Source organism: Sphingomonas sp. CCH21-G11, assembly GCF_001555965.1.
Taxonomy (GTDB): domain Bacteria; phylum Pseudomonadota; class Alphaproteobacteria; order Sphingomonadales; family Sphingomonadaceae; genus Sphingomonas.
Map to the genome: position 1 here is coordinate 24,228 of NZ_LSHX01000003.1, position 15,296 is coordinate 39,523.

15 protein-coding genes are annotated in these 15,296 nt (G+C 70.1%); all 15 read right to left on the bottom strand.

Features of this window, described 5'->3' with window-relative positions:
* Nucleotides 1-113: 113 nt before the first annotated feature.
* Nucleotides 114-2,813: a phosphoenolpyruvate carboxylase gene (ppc, locus tag AX676_RS00800; RefSeq protein ID WP_066477111.1), complete on the bottom strand. Its 2,700-nt coding sequence runs from the start codon at nucleotides 2,811-2,813 to the stop codon at nucleotides 114-116.
* A gap of 75 nt (nucleotides 2,814-2,888) precedes the next feature.
* Complete coding sequence (locus AX676_RS00805) at nucleotides 2,889-3,314, bottom strand: hypothetical protein (protein ID WP_066477057.1); 426 nt, start codon at nucleotides 3,312-3,314, stop codon at nucleotides 2,889-2,891.
* Nucleotides 3,311-4,555 (bottom strand): DNA/RNA non-specific endonuclease, encoded by a 1,245-nt coding sequence (locus tag AX676_RS00810; RefSeq protein WP_066477054.1) that lies wholly within the window; start codon nucleotides 4,553-4,555, stop codon nucleotides 3,311-3,313. Before AX676_RS00810 ends, AX676_RS00805 begins: the two co-directional genes overlap by 4 nt.
* Nucleotides 4,556-4,652: 97 nt before the next feature.
* A complete protein-coding gene (locus tag AX676_RS00815; RefSeq protein ID WP_066477052.1) occupies nucleotides 4,653-5,267 on the bottom strand; it encodes a hypothetical protein in 615 nt (204 codons plus the stop codon).
* Nucleotides 5,264-5,713, bottom strand: coding sequence for a hypothetical protein (locus AX676_RS00820; RefSeq protein ID WP_066477050.1), 450 nt, complete (start codon nucleotides 5,711-5,713; stop codon nucleotides 5,264-5,266). Before AX676_RS00820 ends, AX676_RS00815 begins: the two co-directional genes overlap by 4 nt.
* The gene (locus AX676_RS00825; RefSeq protein ID WP_156437634.1) at nucleotides 5,710-7,023 is read right to left on the bottom strand and encodes a FliI/YscN family ATPase; all 1,314 of its coding nucleotides are present in this window, start codon (nucleotides 7,021-7,023) and stop codon (nucleotides 5,710-5,712) included. Before AX676_RS00825 ends, AX676_RS00820 begins: the two co-directional genes overlap by 4 nt.
* Entirely contained in the window at nucleotides 7,013-7,615 is a 603-nt protein-coding gene (locus AX676_RS00830) for a FliH/SctL family protein (protein WP_066544033.1), read from the bottom strand. The genes AX676_RS00825 and AX676_RS00830 overlap by 11 nt, the downstream gene beginning before the upstream one ends.
* On the bottom strand, nucleotides 7,612-8,085 hold the full coding sequence (locus AX676_RS17585; protein ID WP_066544036.1) for a hypothetical protein: 474 nt from the start codon (nucleotides 8,083-8,085) through the stop codon (nucleotides 7,612-7,614). The genes AX676_RS00830 and AX676_RS17585 overlap by 4 nt, the downstream gene beginning before the upstream one ends.
* Nucleotides 8,082-8,819 carry a type III secretion system inner membrane ring lipoprotein SctJ gene (gene sctJ, locus AX676_RS00840; RefSeq protein ID WP_066477041.1) on the bottom strand — a complete coding sequence of 246 codons (738 nt, stop codon included), beginning with the start codon at nucleotides 8,817-8,819 and terminating at the stop codon, nucleotides 8,082-8,084. The genes AX676_RS17585 and sctJ overlap by 4 nt, the downstream gene beginning before the upstream one ends.
* 23 nt (nucleotides 8,820-8,842) lie before the next feature.
* Entirely contained in the window at nucleotides 8,843-9,232 is a 390-nt protein-coding gene (locus AX676_RS00845) for a hypothetical protein (protein WP_066477039.1), read from the bottom strand.
* 2 nt (nucleotides 9,233-9,234) lie between these two features.
* Entirely contained in the window at nucleotides 9,235-9,549 is a 315-nt protein-coding gene (locus AX676_RS00850) for a hypothetical protein (RefSeq protein WP_066477037.1), read from the bottom strand.
* Between the two features lie 24 nt (nucleotides 9,550-9,573).
* Complete coding sequence (locus tag AX676_RS00855; RefSeq protein ID WP_066477036.1) at nucleotides 9,574-10,707, bottom strand: hypothetical protein; 1,134 nt, start codon at nucleotides 10,705-10,707, stop codon at nucleotides 9,574-9,576.
* Between the two features lie 2 nt (nucleotides 10,708-10,709).
* Nucleotides 10,710-12,518 (bottom strand): type III secretion system outer membrane ring subunit SctC, encoded by a 1,809-nt coding sequence (gene sctC / locus AX676_RS00860; RefSeq protein WP_066477035.1) that lies wholly within the window; start codon nucleotides 12,516-12,518, stop codon nucleotides 10,710-10,712.
* Nucleotides 12,515-14,473 carry a flagellar biosynthesis protein FlhA gene (locus AX676_RS00865; RefSeq protein WP_066477033.1) on the bottom strand — a complete coding sequence of 653 codons (1,959 nt, stop codon included), beginning with the start codon at nucleotides 14,471-14,473 and terminating at the stop codon, nucleotides 12,515-12,517. The genes sctC and AX676_RS00865 overlap by 4 nt, the downstream gene beginning before the upstream one ends.
* Complete coding sequence (locus tag AX676_RS00870; RefSeq protein WP_066477032.1) at nucleotides 14,470-15,042, bottom strand: lytic transglycosylase domain-containing protein; 573 nt, start codon at nucleotides 15,040-15,042, stop codon at nucleotides 14,470-14,472. The genes AX676_RS00865 and AX676_RS00870 overlap by 4 nt, the downstream gene beginning before the upstream one ends.
* Nucleotides 15,043-15,296 lie beyond the last annotated feature (254 nt).

The window sequence follows — 15,296 nt, forward strand, 5'->3', positions numbered from 1 at the left end:
GAAGTCGTGAGAGAGCGGGTCGATCTAACGTCATCATGCTCTAGGGATGCGTGCCCGTGAATGGCCGGGAGGCACCGCGAGAGTTGCCGCCGCCTGATGCCGGACCCGCGCCCTCACCCCGAATTGCGCAGCGCGGTCGCGATCGCGTTGATGGTCAGCAAGATGCCCTCGCGGATGCGGGGGTCGGTTTCGCCGGCGCGGTGGCGGCGCAGCAGTTCGACCTGGAGCAGGTTGAGCGGCTCGATATAGGGCAGCCGCAGGCGGATCGAGTTTTCCAGGGTCGGATGCGCGGCGAGCAGCCGGGGCTGATCGGTCACCGCGAGCAGGTTGTCGCGCGTCGCGTGCCAGCCGTCGCGGATGCGGCCGAAGATCGCCTCGCCCTGCGCCGGGTCCTCGACCAGCGCGGCATAGCGCGCGGCCACCCCCATGTCCGATTTCGCGAGCACCATCTCAAGGTTGGCGAGCGTCGCGGCGAACAGCGGCCAGCCCTGATGCATCGCGCGCAGCAGCCCCTTGTCGGCGAACGCATCGACCGCTTGGCCGACGCCATACCAGCCGGGCAACATCACCCGCGCTTGCGCCCATGAGAATACCCAGGGGATCGCGCGCAGATCCTCGATCGCGTCGGACTGTTTCCGACTGGCGGGGCGCGAGCCGATCTTGAGGTCGGCGATCTCGCGGATCGGGGTCATCTGGCGAAAGAATGTCCGGAACCCGTCGGTTTCATAGACGAGCCCGCGATAGGCCCGGAACGCCGACTGGGACAGCGTGTCCATCGCCGCCGCGAACCGTGCCTGGTCGGCGGGCGGCACCGTGTCGGGCGCCAGGCTGGCGAGCAGCGTGGCCGACACGATTGCTTCCAGATTGGTCGCCGCACTTTCGCGCGTGCCGTATTTGGCGGCGATCACCTCGCCCTGTTCGGTAATGCGGATGCGCCCGCCCACCGTACCGCGCGGCTGGGCCCGGATCGCGGCAAAGGCGGAACCGCCGCCGCGCCCGACCGCACCACCGCGCCCGTGGAACAGCTGGAGCGCGACGCCCGCCTCCTCGAACACCGGACGCAGCGCGGTCGACCCGCGGCTCAATTGCCAGGTCGAGGTCAGATAGCCGCCGTCCTTGTTCGAATCTGAATAGCCGATCATCACTTCCTGACGCCCGCGGCCGCACGCAATGGTACGGACCGCCGGGATCGCCAGCCAGTCACGCATGATCGCCGGAGCCGCCTCCAGATCGGCGACGGTTTCGAACAGCGGCACCGCCATGACATGCGCCTGTGGCGCCTCGCCCGGCACGAACAACCCGGCTTCCTTGAGCAGCACATGGACCTCGAGCAGGTCGGAAACCGACTGGCTCATCGATACGATGTAGTTGGTGATGCAGCCGCGGCCGTAACGGCGATGCGCCTCGGCCGCGGCGTGGACGATCGCCAGCTCGCCCGCGGTTTCGTCCGAATAGCCGGCGGACGGCACGGTCAGCGGACGCGGACTCGCCAGTTCGCGGGTCAGTAGCGCGACCCGCCCCGCTTCGTCGAGCGCGGCATAATCGGGTTCGACGCCGGCAACCTTGAGCAGTTCGCCGACGACGCGTTCGTGCACCGCGCTGTTCTGGCGCATGTCGAGCGTGGCGAGATGGAAGCCGAAAATGTCGACCGCACGGATCAGGCGACCGAGCGCCCCGCCCGAGGCAAGCGCGCCATCGCCGCTATGCGCCAGCGCGCGGGCGATCGCGACCAGATCGGCGCGGAAGGCGGCGGGATCGGCATAGGGCTCGGCGACGATGCCGGCGGGGCGTGGCGGGGCCTTGCCCGCCAGCCGCTCATGCGTCGCGCAAAGCCGCGCATAAACCCCCGACAGCGCCCGGCGATAGGGCTCGTCGACGCGGCTCGCCGCATCGTCGCCGCTCGCCGCCGCCAGTTCGAGCACCGCCTGTTCGACATCGGCGTGGCGGGTCGAGATCGACAGTTCCGCGCCGAGCGCGTGGACCGCATCGAGATAATGGACGAGCACGGTTTCCGCTGCGCGCGCGAGCGCGAGGCGCAGCGATGCCGCGGTCACGAACGGATTGCCGTCGCGGTCGCCGCCGATCCAGCTGCCCGGCCGGACGAAAGCGGGCACACGCTCCCCCAGGATACGGTCCCAACGCGTGTGCAGCGCGGGAAGCACCGGCAGGAACACGTCGCGAAGATAGGACAGGGCGGTCTCGACCTCGTCGGCGACGTTGGGCCGGTCGGGGCGAAGCACGCGCGTCTGCCACAACAGCGCGATCTGGCGCAGGATCGCTTCCTCGACCTGGTCGCCGTCCGCGGTCTCGGCCAGCCCCGCGTCGCGCAGCGCCATCAGTTCGGCGATGCGGTTCTTGTGGTCGATCAGGCTCTTGCGCCGCACCTCGGTCGGATGGGCGGTCAGGACGGGCGCGACCAGCGCCTGATCGAGCAGCGCGCGCACCTGGTCGCGGCCGATGCCGGCCTCGGCGAGCCGCGCGACGGCATTCGCGACATCGGCATCGGGTTCGGCGGCGATGCCCTGACGGTCCTCCGCCAGGTTGGCGAGCATCGAGAAGAACATGAAGCCGCGGGTAAAGGCGAGCGCCTCGTCCAGCGTCAGTTCGGCCAGATGCGGGTCGGCGGGGCCGCCATTGCCGGCGACATCGTGCCCGGCCTCCGCCGCGCGGCGATGGCGTTCGACCGAAGCCGCGCGAATCTGTTCGATGCGTGCATAGGTCGCATCGCCGTCATAGGCGCGGATGACGTCGCCGAGCAGGCGACCGAGGAACCGGATGTCGGGGTTGTTGATGACGCTGGGGAGGCTGGCCATGCGCACCTTGCTGCACTGCGGCAAGCGCAGGGTCAACCGTCGATTGCCCGCGTCGTGCCGCGGGCCGCGCCGGACCTAGAGCAGCGATCGCGCGGTTTTCGCCGGGTCGGCGGGGTCGGGCACCCATTTGTCGCCGGCATAGTCGAAGTCGATGTCGATGGCGCCGCTGGCACGGTCGATCCGGACCAGGCACTTTTTCCACGCGGGCTTGTCGGCGACGCGCATCGCCGACTGGAGCTCCTGAAACAGCGTCAGCGCCCGAAAGCCGTCCGGCGTCGCAGCCTCCCACTGGTCGCCGTCCCAGTACATATAGCCGAACAGGCGCTTGCGATCGGCGATCTCCGCGACGACGGCGATCCGCTGCCACGGCCGGGCGGTGTATTTTGAACCGCGCACGATCTCGCTGCCGATTTCCTGAACCAGCGTGTCGGCGCGTTGCCGGTCGAAAGCGACTTGCTGCATCTGGTCACCCGGATTCGCCGGCATCGCCAGCACGATCATTGGTTCAGGATCCGCGACATGTCGGCGTTCGGCACGCGCTGGAACTGCTGCCCCGCAGCATTGTCGAACAGCTCCTGGTTGTCAAAGACGCGGCGTCCCGCGTCGTTGAACACTTCATAGGTCACGCCGACCTGATCGGGACGCCCGCCCGTCCCGCCGATCAGCTCAACCTCGACCCGCACGGTACCGCCGTTGCGGATCCATCCGGCCCATTCATTCTCCAGCGTCTTGTAGGCGGAGCGGTTGAAGTTGAAATTCTGGGGGAACATGTTGCGCGTGCCCTGGTCGCCCAGGAAGCGGTGGCCGATCACATGGCCGGCATCGTCATCGGACAGGCCCCGCGCGCGGGTGACGTCCTGTGCGTCGAGTTCGGCGTTGCCGCGCGGCGTTCCGCTCGGCTGCAGTTCGGACAGGGTGGCGGTGACGCGCGTCGGATAGCCGTTGGCATCGACCGTCCATTGCACGCTGTTGGCGCCGACCCGTGCGGTCAGGTTGGTCGCGGTCGCCGCATTGGCGGCGGCGCGCGGCGCGAAGAAGTCGTCGAGCTGGCGCTTCATGTTCCCGATCGCGTCGCGCGCGCCGGCCGGCAGCGCGTCGATCGCCGATTGCGGGATCGCATCGACGGCATCCTTGACGGCGCGCAACCCGGGCTCGAGCGTGGCGCGCAGTGCCGGGTTGCGCGCCACCGCGCCGACCGCGTCATTGATCGTGTCGGCCCATTTGCCGATCTTGCCGAGCTTCGCCGCGTCGCCGAGCGCGGGGACGATCGCGACGCCGGAGATCACGCCGTTCAGCGCGTGGCCACCGGCATCGCCGAAATCACCGGAGAACAACGAGCCGATCGCGCGGCCCGCGGAGACGACCGCGTTGGCCCCGTCGCTGATCGGCGTCGGATCGAACAGGCCGGTGATGTCGAGCGCCATCTGGCCAAGGTCGAGGCCGAGCTGGACGGGGTCCGGCCCCGGAGACGCGGCGACGGCGAGCGCGTTGTCGTTGGCGGCATCGAGCGCGCGGGCGAGCTCGCCGCGCTCCACGGGCGAGAGCTGCGCCTCGACCTGGGTGGTCAGGGTGCGCAGCGTGGCCGGATCGCCGGCGGCGCGCGCGTTCAGATCCGCCGCCAGCGCGCGGGCATCGAAGCTGGCGCTTGCGGCCGCCTCGCCAGCGCGCCGCGACAGGTCGCTGCCGATCGCGCCCGGCGGGCTGCTGGCTGTCGCTGCGGCAGGGTCGCTTGCGCTGACCATCGTTCGTCACCCGGCACCATTATTCCGATGGGCGAGAAGAACATGATTCGCGATCGAGGGCGCTCCTCGATGCGATTAGGCGGGCTAGTCGGATCGATTAGGCGCGGTCGTCCCCGGCCTCGCGCATCCGGCGCGCGAGCACTTCGGTTTCGATCAGCCGGATGCCGAGCCGCGCCAGCGGCGCGGTCAGTTCCGTCGGATCGGCATGGCGGCCGCGTTCGTCCATGTCCATGTCGAGCGACATCGACGCGTTTCCGTCGGCGGCCACCGCCAGCGTGACTTCGCGCGCGGCGCACCCGGCCGGCAGGGTGATCTGAGTCTCCGTCGTCCGCGCAGCGGCGTCCAGCGCGCGTTCGAATCGGTCGGCATCGGCGAACGCAACATCGACGGCGGCGCCGGTCGGTGGCGCGGACGGCGCGGGCGCCCCGTCGACCCTGTTCCCCGCCGGTGGCGGGACGGCCGCCATATCATCACGATCCGGCCGCGCTTCGCCGCCGACCGGACCGGGCAGCGGCTCCGGCCGCGACCATCCTTCGGCGACCGCGAGCGGCCCGGCATCATCTTGGGCCTGTCCGAGCCGTTTCAGCGCGTGGCGAAATCGATCCCCGGGGGACGGCTCGGCGGGCGCGCGCGGGGGGGCCGCGTCGCCGCGCTGCGCGCGGGCGGCAGCGGGCGTGGGCGTGGGCGAAGCTGGCCGTGGTACGTCGATCATGCGCGTCTCCGATGGTCCTCGCGTTCATTTTCGGCATGCCGGTCGCGGCGGCGGCGCTCATCGCGCAACGCACGATGATGCAGGCCGGCAACGGCTTCCTCGCGCGCTTGCGCCCGCAACATGCCCGCGCGCGCCTCGCGCAATGCCGTTGCGGCGTCCGCGCGTCGCTGGATCGCCGCGCCGTACAGCGCCTGCGTTTCATGCAGCTCGCTTTCGCGACGATCGAGGCTCAGCCGGATCATCTCATCGGCCGGCGCGCGACAGCGGGCGGCGCGCGCCGCATCCAGCGCGACATGCTGGTCCCGAAGCGTCGCCTCCAGGCGCGTGACCGCCGCCTCGCACGCCGCATGGTGCGCGCTCGCCGCGGCGAGCGTGTCGCGCGCACGATCCAGTTCGCGCGCGCGCAGGCGGCACAGCGTCGCGAGTTCTGCCGCGCCGTGCGTCATCCCTCAAAGCCCCTGAGCAGCGTGCGGGTGAGCGCGATGTCCGATGCATCATGCGACCCCTGCCGCAAGAATCCGTCGATCGCCTCGCGCATCGCCAGGGCGCGGTCCGCCATCGCGTCCTGGCCCGGCCGGTAGTCGCCGACCTGGACGATCAGTTCGATCTCGGCGAGCTTGGCCAGCATCGCGCGCAGCTGGGTCGCCGCCGCGATCTGGCCCGGGTCGCACAGCTGCGACATCAGGCGGCTCTGGCTCGCCAGCACGTCGATCGCGGGATAATGCCCCTTTCGGGCGAGCGCGCGCGACAGATAGAGGTGCCCGTCGAGCAGCGAGCGCACCTCCTCGCCGACCGGGTCGTCCTCCTCGTCCTCCAGCAGCACGGTATAGATGCCGGTGATCGCCCCGTCCGCATCGGTGCCCGCGCGCTCGAACAGGCGTGGCAGCTCCGCGAATACCGAAGGCGGAAAGCCGCGCCGCACCGACGGCTCGCCCGCCGCCAGCCCGATCTCGCGCAGCGCGCGGGCAAAGCGCGTGACCGAATCCATCAGCAACAGGACATGGCGGCCTTCCGCGCGGAACCCCTCCGCCATGGCGGTCGCGGCATGCGCGGCACGCACGCGCTCGAGCGCGGGTCGATCCGAGGTCGCGACGACGACCACCGATCGCGCCAGCCCCGCCTCGCCCAGATTATCCTCGATGAACTCGCGCACTTCGCGGCCGCGCTCGCCGATCAGCGCGATGACGATGACGTCCGCCTGTGCCTGGCGGGCAAGCATGGCGAGCAGGGTGCTTTTCCCGCCTCCGGCGGCGGCGAACACACCGACCCGCTGGCCACGCCCGACCGGGACCAGCCCATCGATGGCGCGTACGCCGGTGGGCAGCAGCCGGTCGATCCGCTGACGCGTCATCGGGTTGGGCGCGACGGCATAGAGCGGACGCGACATCGACCCGCGCGGCGGCGCACCGCCGTCCAGCGGCTCCAGCCGGGCGTCGAGCACCCGCCCGAGCAGTGCATCCCCGACGGGCACCCGGTCGTCGCCGGCACGCACGATGACCTCGGCCTCGCTCGACAGCCCGCGCAGGTCGCCCAGCGGCGACAGCAGTAGCTCGCCGTCGTTCATCCCGACGACCTCGGCAAGCAGCGCGGGGCGTCCGGCCACATCGAGCAGCGCACAGGTCTGGCCGATCCGGCCGGTGACGCCGGCGACCCGGATCGCGGTCCCGACCGCGCCCTTCAGCCGCCCGCGCTGCTCGACGACGGGCGCCGCGTCCAGCCCCCGGAACATGGCATCGATACGCGTCTCAAGCGTCATCGGCATGTTCCAGGCGCAGACGGATCGCTTCGATCTGCACGTCGCGGTCTGCGATGATCCGGCTGTCGCCCACGATCACCCGGCATTGCGTATCATCGAGCGCAGGGTCGCCGCGGACGATGATCGCCCCGGCATCCATTTCCGCCAACGCCCGCTCGACGACCGGCGCGACGCTTTCCGACACCTCGACCGTTACCGGCCCGGCACCGACCAGGTCGGCCACGGCGCGCCGGGCGATACCGCGGATCACGGCCTCGTCATCGAGCGTGTCGACCATCCGGTGAAGTGCCGTCAACGCAAGCTCGGCGACCTGGTGCTCGAGCATTTCACGGTGGCGCAGCGCCTCGCCGGCGACGGCGGCGACCGCGTCCGCAAAACGCTGCATGCCCGCCGCCTCGCCCGCCGCAAAGCCGCGCGCCGCCGCCTCGCGCTCGACCGTCGCCACTGCCTCACGCCCCGCGTGCCGCTCGCGCTCCAGCATGTCGAACAGGGCAACGGCGTCGGCAAGCGGCTCGCGATCGCCGGCGCGCACGATCGGCCGATCGCTGGCGAGCAGCGCGTCGCGGTTGGCGCGGATCAGGTAGAAGCTCATGTCTCGGCCTCGCCCACCGCCTCGGCGATCGCCACGAACCGCGCGGCCTGGGGATCAGCTGTTTGCGCGCCCGCGGGCCGCAACGCGCCGGGAAGCGCCCCGCGCGCCAGCGCCTCGCCCTGCGCGCGCAACTGGGCGGGCGGCGGCAGCGGACGATCGCCACCGGGGGGTAGCGCCAGCACCGCCTCCAGCACCCCTTCCCCCACTTCCGCGGCAAAGGCGCGCAGCATGTGTCCTTCGATGACGCGACCCAGCGCGTCGCGCGCGGCGACCAGCGCGATCAGCTTGAAAGCCGCCGCCTGCGCATCCGACGCACCCGCGGGCCAGCCCGGCCAGTGGGCCAGCTCGGCGAGCGAAACGGTCGCGGCGGGCGGAGAGCCGGCGAGCCGGGCCGACCGACGTGGTGCCACGCCGTGATCGCGCGCCAGCCGCGCACGCGCGACCAGCCGGCGGCGCGCCGCCGCGCTCATTCAGGGTCGCTCCGCACGACCGGCAGCGTCGACCGCCCCCGGCGCATCGTCAGCGCGACGATCAGCCCGCCGATGCCCAGGGCGGCCAGCACCGCCGCGAGCCAGGGCTGGCCGAAACTCGCCATCGACATGCCGCTGCGCGCGGGCGCGGCCTGAGCCGGAAACATGACGACCGAGACCTTGTCATAGGACAAGCCCTCGATCGAATTGGTGACGAGCGACTTGATCGCGCCGGTCTGGCTGCGCAGCTCGAATCCCGGCTGATACTTGATGAACACCGCCGCGGACGACGGCTTGACCTTGTCCGACAGCGGATCGGGCTGGGGGATGGCCAGATGGACGCGCGCCTCGACCACCCCGTCGATCGCGCTGACGGTACGGCCCAATTCCTGCGACAGCCCGTACATCAGCCGCGCCCGGTCCTCGGTCGGAGAGGAAACGAAGCCCTTCTTCGCGAACAGGTCCCCGAGCGAGGCGAACTCGTCGCGCGGCAGGCCATTGCTGCGCAGCACCTCGACCGATTGGGCGAAGTCGGCGGGCGCGACCGAGACGCTCCATTCGCCCTCCCCGCTCGACTGCTTGGTGGCCGCGATATTGGCGTTGCGCAGCGCCGCGATCATTTCGTTGGCCTGGCTCTCCTTGAGCTTGCCATAGAGTTCCTGATTGCCGCACGCCGCCAGCGCCAGCATCAGGCCGATGGCGAGCCAGCGGCGGCAGGATCGGATCCAGGCCATGCGTCCTCCTTGTCCCGCCCTGTTCAGCTTTGCTGACGGAACAGCTGCTGGATGCCGTCCGAGCTGCGATTGGCGATGTTCGACGTGAGCTGGCAGTGGAACATGAATTCCTGGCACTGCATGGTCAGCTGGACCATCTCGCCCGGCGTCAGCTCGCCCGCCGACAATTCGGCCGACCGCGCATATTCCGCCACGCTCTTGGCCTCGACATTCACCTTGTCGAGCGTTTCGAGCAGCCCCTTGAGCGCGGGCGGCACGTCGTCGCCCGGTGCGATCGCCGAGGCGCGATCGAGCGCGGCGGCGAACTCGCCCTGCGCGCCGGCGCCCGGTTGCTGAGGAACGGGCGGGGCGAGGTCGACGACCAGCGGCTCGACCGGTGCGGCAGCCGCGGCGGCAAGGGCTTCGATCGACATGGTCAGCCCTTCCGCGCCATGGTTTCCAGCGCCTTCGACACGCTGTCGAGCGAGCTGTGCGAGCTTTGCGACAGAAAGCTCATCTTCATCGATTCGGCGGTCAGCTGGGTGATCTGTGACGGGGTGTCGCCGCCTTCATTGGCGATCAGGTCGGAGCGTTGCTCGATCGCCGCCGCCTGATTGTCGAGCGCCTTGCCCCAGGCACCGGCAAAGGCCTCGAACCAGTTGGCGGGGGTCCGGCTGCGGTCCATCGGCCCGGCGCTCATCGGGGCGGCGGCCAGCGCGTTGAGGCCGTAGGTGGGGGTGATATCGGTCATCGCATTACTCCTCTCAGATAGTCGTCACAGCCGGATTTCCTCGGTCCGGCCATTTTTCTCGAAGCGCACCCGGCCGACCTCGACCGACACCAGCCGATGCCCGGTCGGCAGGATTGCGCCCGGAAACCAGCGCGCGCCGTCGGCGGTCACGATATGGCCGGGATCGGCGACGACGCTGGCCAGGCCGGTGCCGCTGCGCGCGAAAAAGGATTGCAGCGCATCGCCGCCGGCCGCGCGATCCAGCCGGAAGGCGACACGGCGCAGCCCCGGCAGGTCGCGGCGCAACAGCCGGACCAGCTGCTGCTCGCGGTCGTCGGACAGATAGGGCGCGATCACCGCGATGCTGCCCAGCCCCAGCGGTTCCGCGCGCGCGGGCAGCCCCTGGGCCTGCAGGATGTCGGTTGCCGCGCTGGCGATCGACGCCGCCGACGTCACGTCGACCATCACGGGCACACCCTGTTCGGCGGCGAGCGTACGCAACCGGATCAGGTCGCCTTCGTCGGAAACCATGCCGCTGACGATCAGCCCGCCGGCCGGGTTGCGACTGACCGAGAGGTCGCCCAGTCCGGCGTCCGCCAGCCGGCCCTGCAGCGCGCCCGGTCCGGACCATTGCTGCTCGATCGCCGAACCCAGCGGACCCGATGCGGCCAGCAACAGCACCATCGACGCGGTCACCACCCCGAGCCGCATGATGCCGATCCGGTCGATCGCGGCCTCCAGCGTGCCGCGCGCACGACCCGCGATTTGGGCGGACATGCTGGGCGCGGGCAGCGGCACCGCTGGCGCGCCGCACGGCGACGCAGCGATCGCCAGCGCCTCGTCCCAGCGATCGGCGCCGCGCTCGCCATGCGCGATCAGGAATTCGCCGAAACGGAACGGCAGATAGGGCGGGAGCTGTGCCGAGTCCTCCGGCCCCATCGTCCGGCCCAACAGCTCGGCCTGGCCGCTGATGACGCGCAGGCGGATCGCGCCCGCATCGCCCTGGCGGGTCAGTTCGATGACGCCGTCGCGCGTTCCGGTGCCGCGCAGCACGATGTCGTTGGCCAGACCGTGGCCGATGCACAGCCGGTCCGCCATGCCGAGCGGGTGTTCGCGCCCGGCCAGCCGGCCTTCGAGAATCCGCACGATGTGGGGCGCGGGGGGATCGGCACGGGCCATGGCTATCTCCGCTTGCGCTGTCGCTTGGGCTTGACGGGTGCCGGCGCGATCGGAACCGGCGGGGTGGCTGCGGCGGGCTGGACCGCCACCGTATCGATCGGGATGATCCGCGGGGTGATCAGGAACAGCCGCTCGGTCTTCTGCCGGCGCTTGCTGCGCGACTTGAACAGCTCGCCCAGCACCGGAATGTCGCCGAGCAGCGGGATCTTGGTCTCCGCATCGAAATCCGCATTGACGGTCAGTCCGCCCAGCAGCAGCCCCTCGCCCTCGTTGATCATCGCCTGGGTATTGACGCTGGCGCGATCCACGATCGGGATATCGTCGACCTCGGCATCGAGCACCGCGCCATCCTCGACACCCACGACCATGCGGATGCGCGTCTGGCCGTTGTCGTACAGAACATGCGGGTTGACGCGAAGCACGGTGCCGGCGGTCACGTTGAACAGGTCGACCTGGCGGTCGCCGGCCACGCGGACATAGAAGGTCCGGGTGCGGTCGAACACCGCCTCGACATTCGACAGCGTGACGATCTGGGGCCGCGACACGACGCGGGCCGCGCCCTTTTCCTCCAGCGCGCTCAGCCGCCCGATGAATTCGCGGTTGGACCCGATCACCCCCGACAGCGACAGGCCCCGATTGACCTGGCCGAGCCGGGTGAAGTCGACGGCGGGATCGCCGGTGCGACGGACGATGTCGCCGCCGAACAGCGAGCTGAAGCCTTGGCTCTGGATCCGCCAGTTGATACCCAGCTCGCGCAGGCGGTCGATGTTGAGGTCGATGATCGTCGCCTCGAGCTCGACGATCATCGGCCGGACGTCGAGGGCGCGGACCAGCCCTTCATAAGCGGGCATGTTCTCCGGCCGGTCGCGCACGACGACCGCGTTGATCGACGGATCGATCGCGATGCGGGGACCGCGCTGGGCATAGCCAGGCCCGCTCTCTGCCGCGACCGCAGGGCCCGGCGGCAAGCCGAGCAGTTCGTCCTCATAGGGCGCGATCTGGGGCGTCTGCGCGGGACCGGGCGGCACGGCGTTCAACCCCCGGCCGCCCAGGCGCGGCTGGCTCTGGCGCACCGAGCGCCCGCCATAGCTTGCATAGACGCTGCCGGCGACGGGCGCGCCGTCGCCCATGATGCGACTGAGCGTCGATCCGACACCGGGCACGATCAGCTCGCGGCCACCCGCCATCAGCGTCGTATCGTCGGCGCGGGCATAGCGCAGATAGAAGACGCGAAGCTCATAGGGCTCGACCCGCTGATAGCCGCGGCCGCGCGCCGGGCTGATCTGGGCGGTTTGCGGAATGTCGGGCCGCGTGGGCAGCGCGCTCGCCAGCTGCGCGACCTGGTCGAGGAACTTGGGCACGCCGGTTGCGAGCACCGCGTCCTCCGACACGGCGCGGACCTGGTTGATGCTGTCCGAAAGTCCCGATTGGTTGACCGCCGACACCAGCTCGCCGCCGCGCCGCGACACGACCGGGATCGTGCGGCTCTGCACCTGGCCGGCGGGATAGACGATCACCGTCGACCCGTCATGATAGGCGACGAGGTTGAACGAGCGCGCAATCTGGCTCCACACGGTCGCGGCCGCGCCCTCGAACCGGCCGTTGATCCGACCCTTGACGGCAGGGTCCACGCTGACCGTCAGGCCGGCCGAGGAAAAGAAGCGGCGGATGAATGCCGCGACCTCGTCGTTGCGGGCATTGAGCGCGACGCGACGATCGGCAAAGGGCGGGTCGCCCGCCGCAGCGGGAACCGCCGACAGGGCCAGGCCGGCGGTGGCAAGGATCGTCGTCATCAGACGGCGCACGGTCATTCGGCAGCTCCCAAACCCACATCCTCCTCGATCGTGATCGGTGTCCGGTCGAACTGCGCGACGATGTCGAGCGGCACGCTGGGCGACAGCTCGTTGAAGGCGAGCACGGGCGTGTCGAACACGTCGCCGGCGATCAGCCGCCGCAGCGGCCGGCGCAGGTCGAACGCGGTGACGATCGCCCGCGCCCCGCACGAGGCGAGCTCGCGCTTGAGCATCGCAATCATCGTGCGCGCCTGTTCGGGCTCCATCGCCAGACGGGCCACGCCGTCGACGGGCCGGACATTGTCGCGCAGAAAGGATTCGAGCGTCGCGCCGACGATCAGCACGCGCAGCCGCCCGTCGGTGCACAGGGGCGGGGTCAGATACCGCTTGACCGCAACCCGGGTCATGTCCGCGATGGGGATCGCGTTGCGTTCGGACTGACCGGCATCCGCGATCGCCTCCAGCACGTCGCGCAGGTTGCGCAGCGACACTTCTTCCTCGACAAGCAGGCGGATGACCTCCGCGATGCGGGCGGTCGGCACCGCGCGCACCGCTTCCTTGACGACATCGGGATATTCCGCGCCGATCCGGTTGAGCAGCGTCGTCACCTCCTGCAGGCCCAGAAACTGGCCGACATTGCGCCGCAATGCGTTCTCGACCTCGGGCAGGACCCGGTCGACCTCGCCCGGGTCGAAGCTGCCCGACGCTACCGGCGCCTCGTTGACGAACAGCGCCCAGCGTCCGCGCTGGCCCGCCCCCGGCGCGATCTCGATCGGCGGGACGGCGAGGCCGATCCGCGCCTGGATGCGATCTAGCAGGCGGCTCGCCTCTGCGCTCAGCGTGGCGACCATCGCTGCATCCAGTCCGTCGGCCGACAGTTCCAGCACCAGCGGCTTGACCGGGGCCAGTGCGCCGGGCCGCGCCTCGATCCGATCGGGCAGCGCCGCCGGGCGGCTGTCGAGCCGGCGCGCGCGGCCGCTGATCCACACCCGGCCGGCGGGCAATTGCCACGCGCCCCCAAAGGCCAGCGCAAGCGCGAGCGCGAGGAAAACCAGCGTCGGAAAACCGGGGATCAGCCCCAGCAGCACGCACAGCCCGGCGGCGATGAACAGGACGCGCGGCTTGCCCGACAATTGGCGCGCGATTGCCGGGCCAAGCTCGCGGTCCTTGTCCTCGTCGGTCGTGCGCGTGACCAGCAACCCCGCCGCCATCGCGCTGAACAATGCGGGAAGCTGGGCGACCAGCCCGTCGCCGATCGTCAGGATGGAATAGGTGTGGACCGCGTCGCCCGCCGACATGCCGCGGTTGAACACGCCGATCGCCAGCCCGCCGATCAGGTTGACGAGGACGATCACGATCGACGCGATCGCATCGCCCTTCACGAACTTCATCGCGCCGTCGAGGCTGCCGTGCAGCTTGCTCTCCAGCTCGAGCGTGCGGCGGCGCGCGCGCGCTTCGTCCTTGTCGATCAGGCCCGAGCGCAGGTCGCTGTCGATCGACAATTGCTTGCCGGGCATGGCGTCCAGGCTGAACCGTGCCGCCACCTCGGCCACGCGCTCGGCCCCTTTCGAGATGACGATGAACTGCACGATCGTGATGATCAGGAACACGACGATCCCGACGATCAGGTCACCGCCCGCCACCATCTCGCCGAACTGCTGGACGATCGCGCCGGCATGCGCCTCCGTCAGGATCATCCGCGTCGTCGCGATCGACAGCGATAGCCGGAACAACGTCGACAGGAGCAGGACGGTCGGGAAGGTGGACAGGTCGAGCGGTTTGGCGATGTAGAGCGTGCTGAGCAGCAGCAGCACGCCGATCGTCATGTTCGCCGCGATCAGGAGGTCGAGGACGACCGCAGGCAGCGGCAGGATGAGCAGGCCGACGACGGCGACGACCAGGCCGACGAGCAACAGGTCGGCGGCGCGAATGCCGCCCCTCGGCAGCTTCGCGAGCATGGCGGCGAAACTCACCGGCCCGGCCCGGTTCCGCTGCGAAGTTGCTGATAACGCGCCATCACGCGACCGACATAGGTGCGGGTTTCCGCATAGGGCGGCACGCGGTTGCCATACCGGGCGACGGCACCCTCCCCGGCGTTGTACGCGCTCAGGATCAGCTCGAAATTGGTGCCGTAGCGCCGCTGCAACCGCTTCAGGTGGCGGGCACCGGCGTCGATGTTGGTCGCCGGATCGAACAATGCAGGGTCGGCCACCCCCAGGCCGCGGCCGGTCGCGGGCATGATCTGCATCAGCCCGCGCGCACCGGCCCTCGACACCGCGCGCGCGCGATAGGCCGACTCGGTGGCGATGACCGCGTGCAGGAAGAGCGGGTCGATGCGATGCCGGCTCGCCGCGCGGCCGATCACGTCGTCGAACTGCGAATAGGAAAGCCGCGTGACCGTCCCGGCCGGCGCGGTCGGCGGCGACCAGCTGGACTGCGACGCGCCGGACGCATTGCGCGCGTCCTCGGGATCGGGCTTGACCCCGATGATCCGCACGATGTCCGGTCCCGGCTGGACCGGCACCGTCGGGGTGGCGACCATCCGGTCCGTACAGGCAGCCAGTGAGGACGATCGCAATTGAGGTGAAGATGTCGCCGTCCGGATTTTGGACGCGATCGGGCATTCGTCAAGAACTCCCGTATTGAACGGGTCCTTCGCGAAAGACGGTTTTGCCCATGATACCGATACCGACAGTAAAGCTGCCGCAGCGCATTGAATGATTACCCGGGCTTCGATCATGCACACGATCTCCACACACCGTCTGTTACGCACCCGAAACCCGTTCGCGGACTGGA

Coding starts and splice junctions, on each gene's coding strand:
- AX676_RS00830 (WP_066544033.1), bottom strand. CDS start 7,615: ATGAGCTTCTACCTGATCCGCGCCAACCGCGACGCGCTGCTCGCCAGC.
- AX676_RS00820 (WP_066477050.1), bottom strand. CDS start 5,713: ATGACGCACGGCGCGGCAGAACTCGCGACGCTGTGCCGCCTGCGCGCG.
- AX676_RS00810 (WP_066477054.1), bottom strand. CDS start 4,555: ATGGTCAGCGCAAGCGACCCTGCCGCAGCGACAGCCAGCAGCCCGCCG.
- AX676_RS17585 (WP_066544036.1), bottom strand. CDS start 8,085: ATGAGCGCGGCGGCGCGCCGCCGGCTGGTCGCGCGTGCGCGGCTGGCG.
- AX676_RS00815 (WP_066477052.1), bottom strand. CDS start 5,267: ATGATCGACGTACCACGGCCAGCTTCGCCCACGCCCACGCCCGCTGCC.
- AX676_RS00855 (WP_066477036.1), bottom strand. CDS start 10,707: ATGGCCCGTGCCGATCCCCCCGCGCCCCACATCGTGCGGATTCTCGAA.
- AX676_RS00825 (WP_156437634.1), bottom strand. CDS start 7,023: ATGACGCTTGAGACGCGTATCGATGCCATGTTCCGGGGGCTGGACGCG.
- ppc (WP_066477111.1), bottom strand. CDS start 2,813: ATGGCCAGCCTCCCCAGCGTCATCAACAACCCCGACATCCGGTTCCTC.
- AX676_RS00845 (WP_066477039.1), bottom strand. CDS start 9,232: ATGTCGATCGAAGCCCTTGCCGCCGCGGCTGCCGCACCGGTCGAGCCG.
- sctC (WP_066477035.1), bottom strand. CDS start 12,518: ATGACCGTGCGCCGTCTGATGACGACGATCCTTGCCACCGCCGGCCTG.
- sctJ (WP_066477041.1), bottom strand. CDS start 8,819: ATGGCCTGGATCCGATCCTGCCGCCGCTGGCTCGCCATCGGCCTGATG.
- AX676_RS00850 (WP_066477037.1), bottom strand. CDS start 9,549: ATGACCGATATCACCCCCACCTACGGCCTCAACGCGCTGGCCGCCGCC.
- AX676_RS00870 (WP_066477032.1), bottom strand. CDS start 15,042: ATGGTCGCCACCCCGACGGTGCCGGTCCAGCCGGGACCGGACATCGTG.
- AX676_RS00805 (WP_066477057.1), bottom strand. CDS start 3,314: ATGATCGTGCTGGCGATGCCGGCGAATCCGGGTGACCAGATGCAGCAA.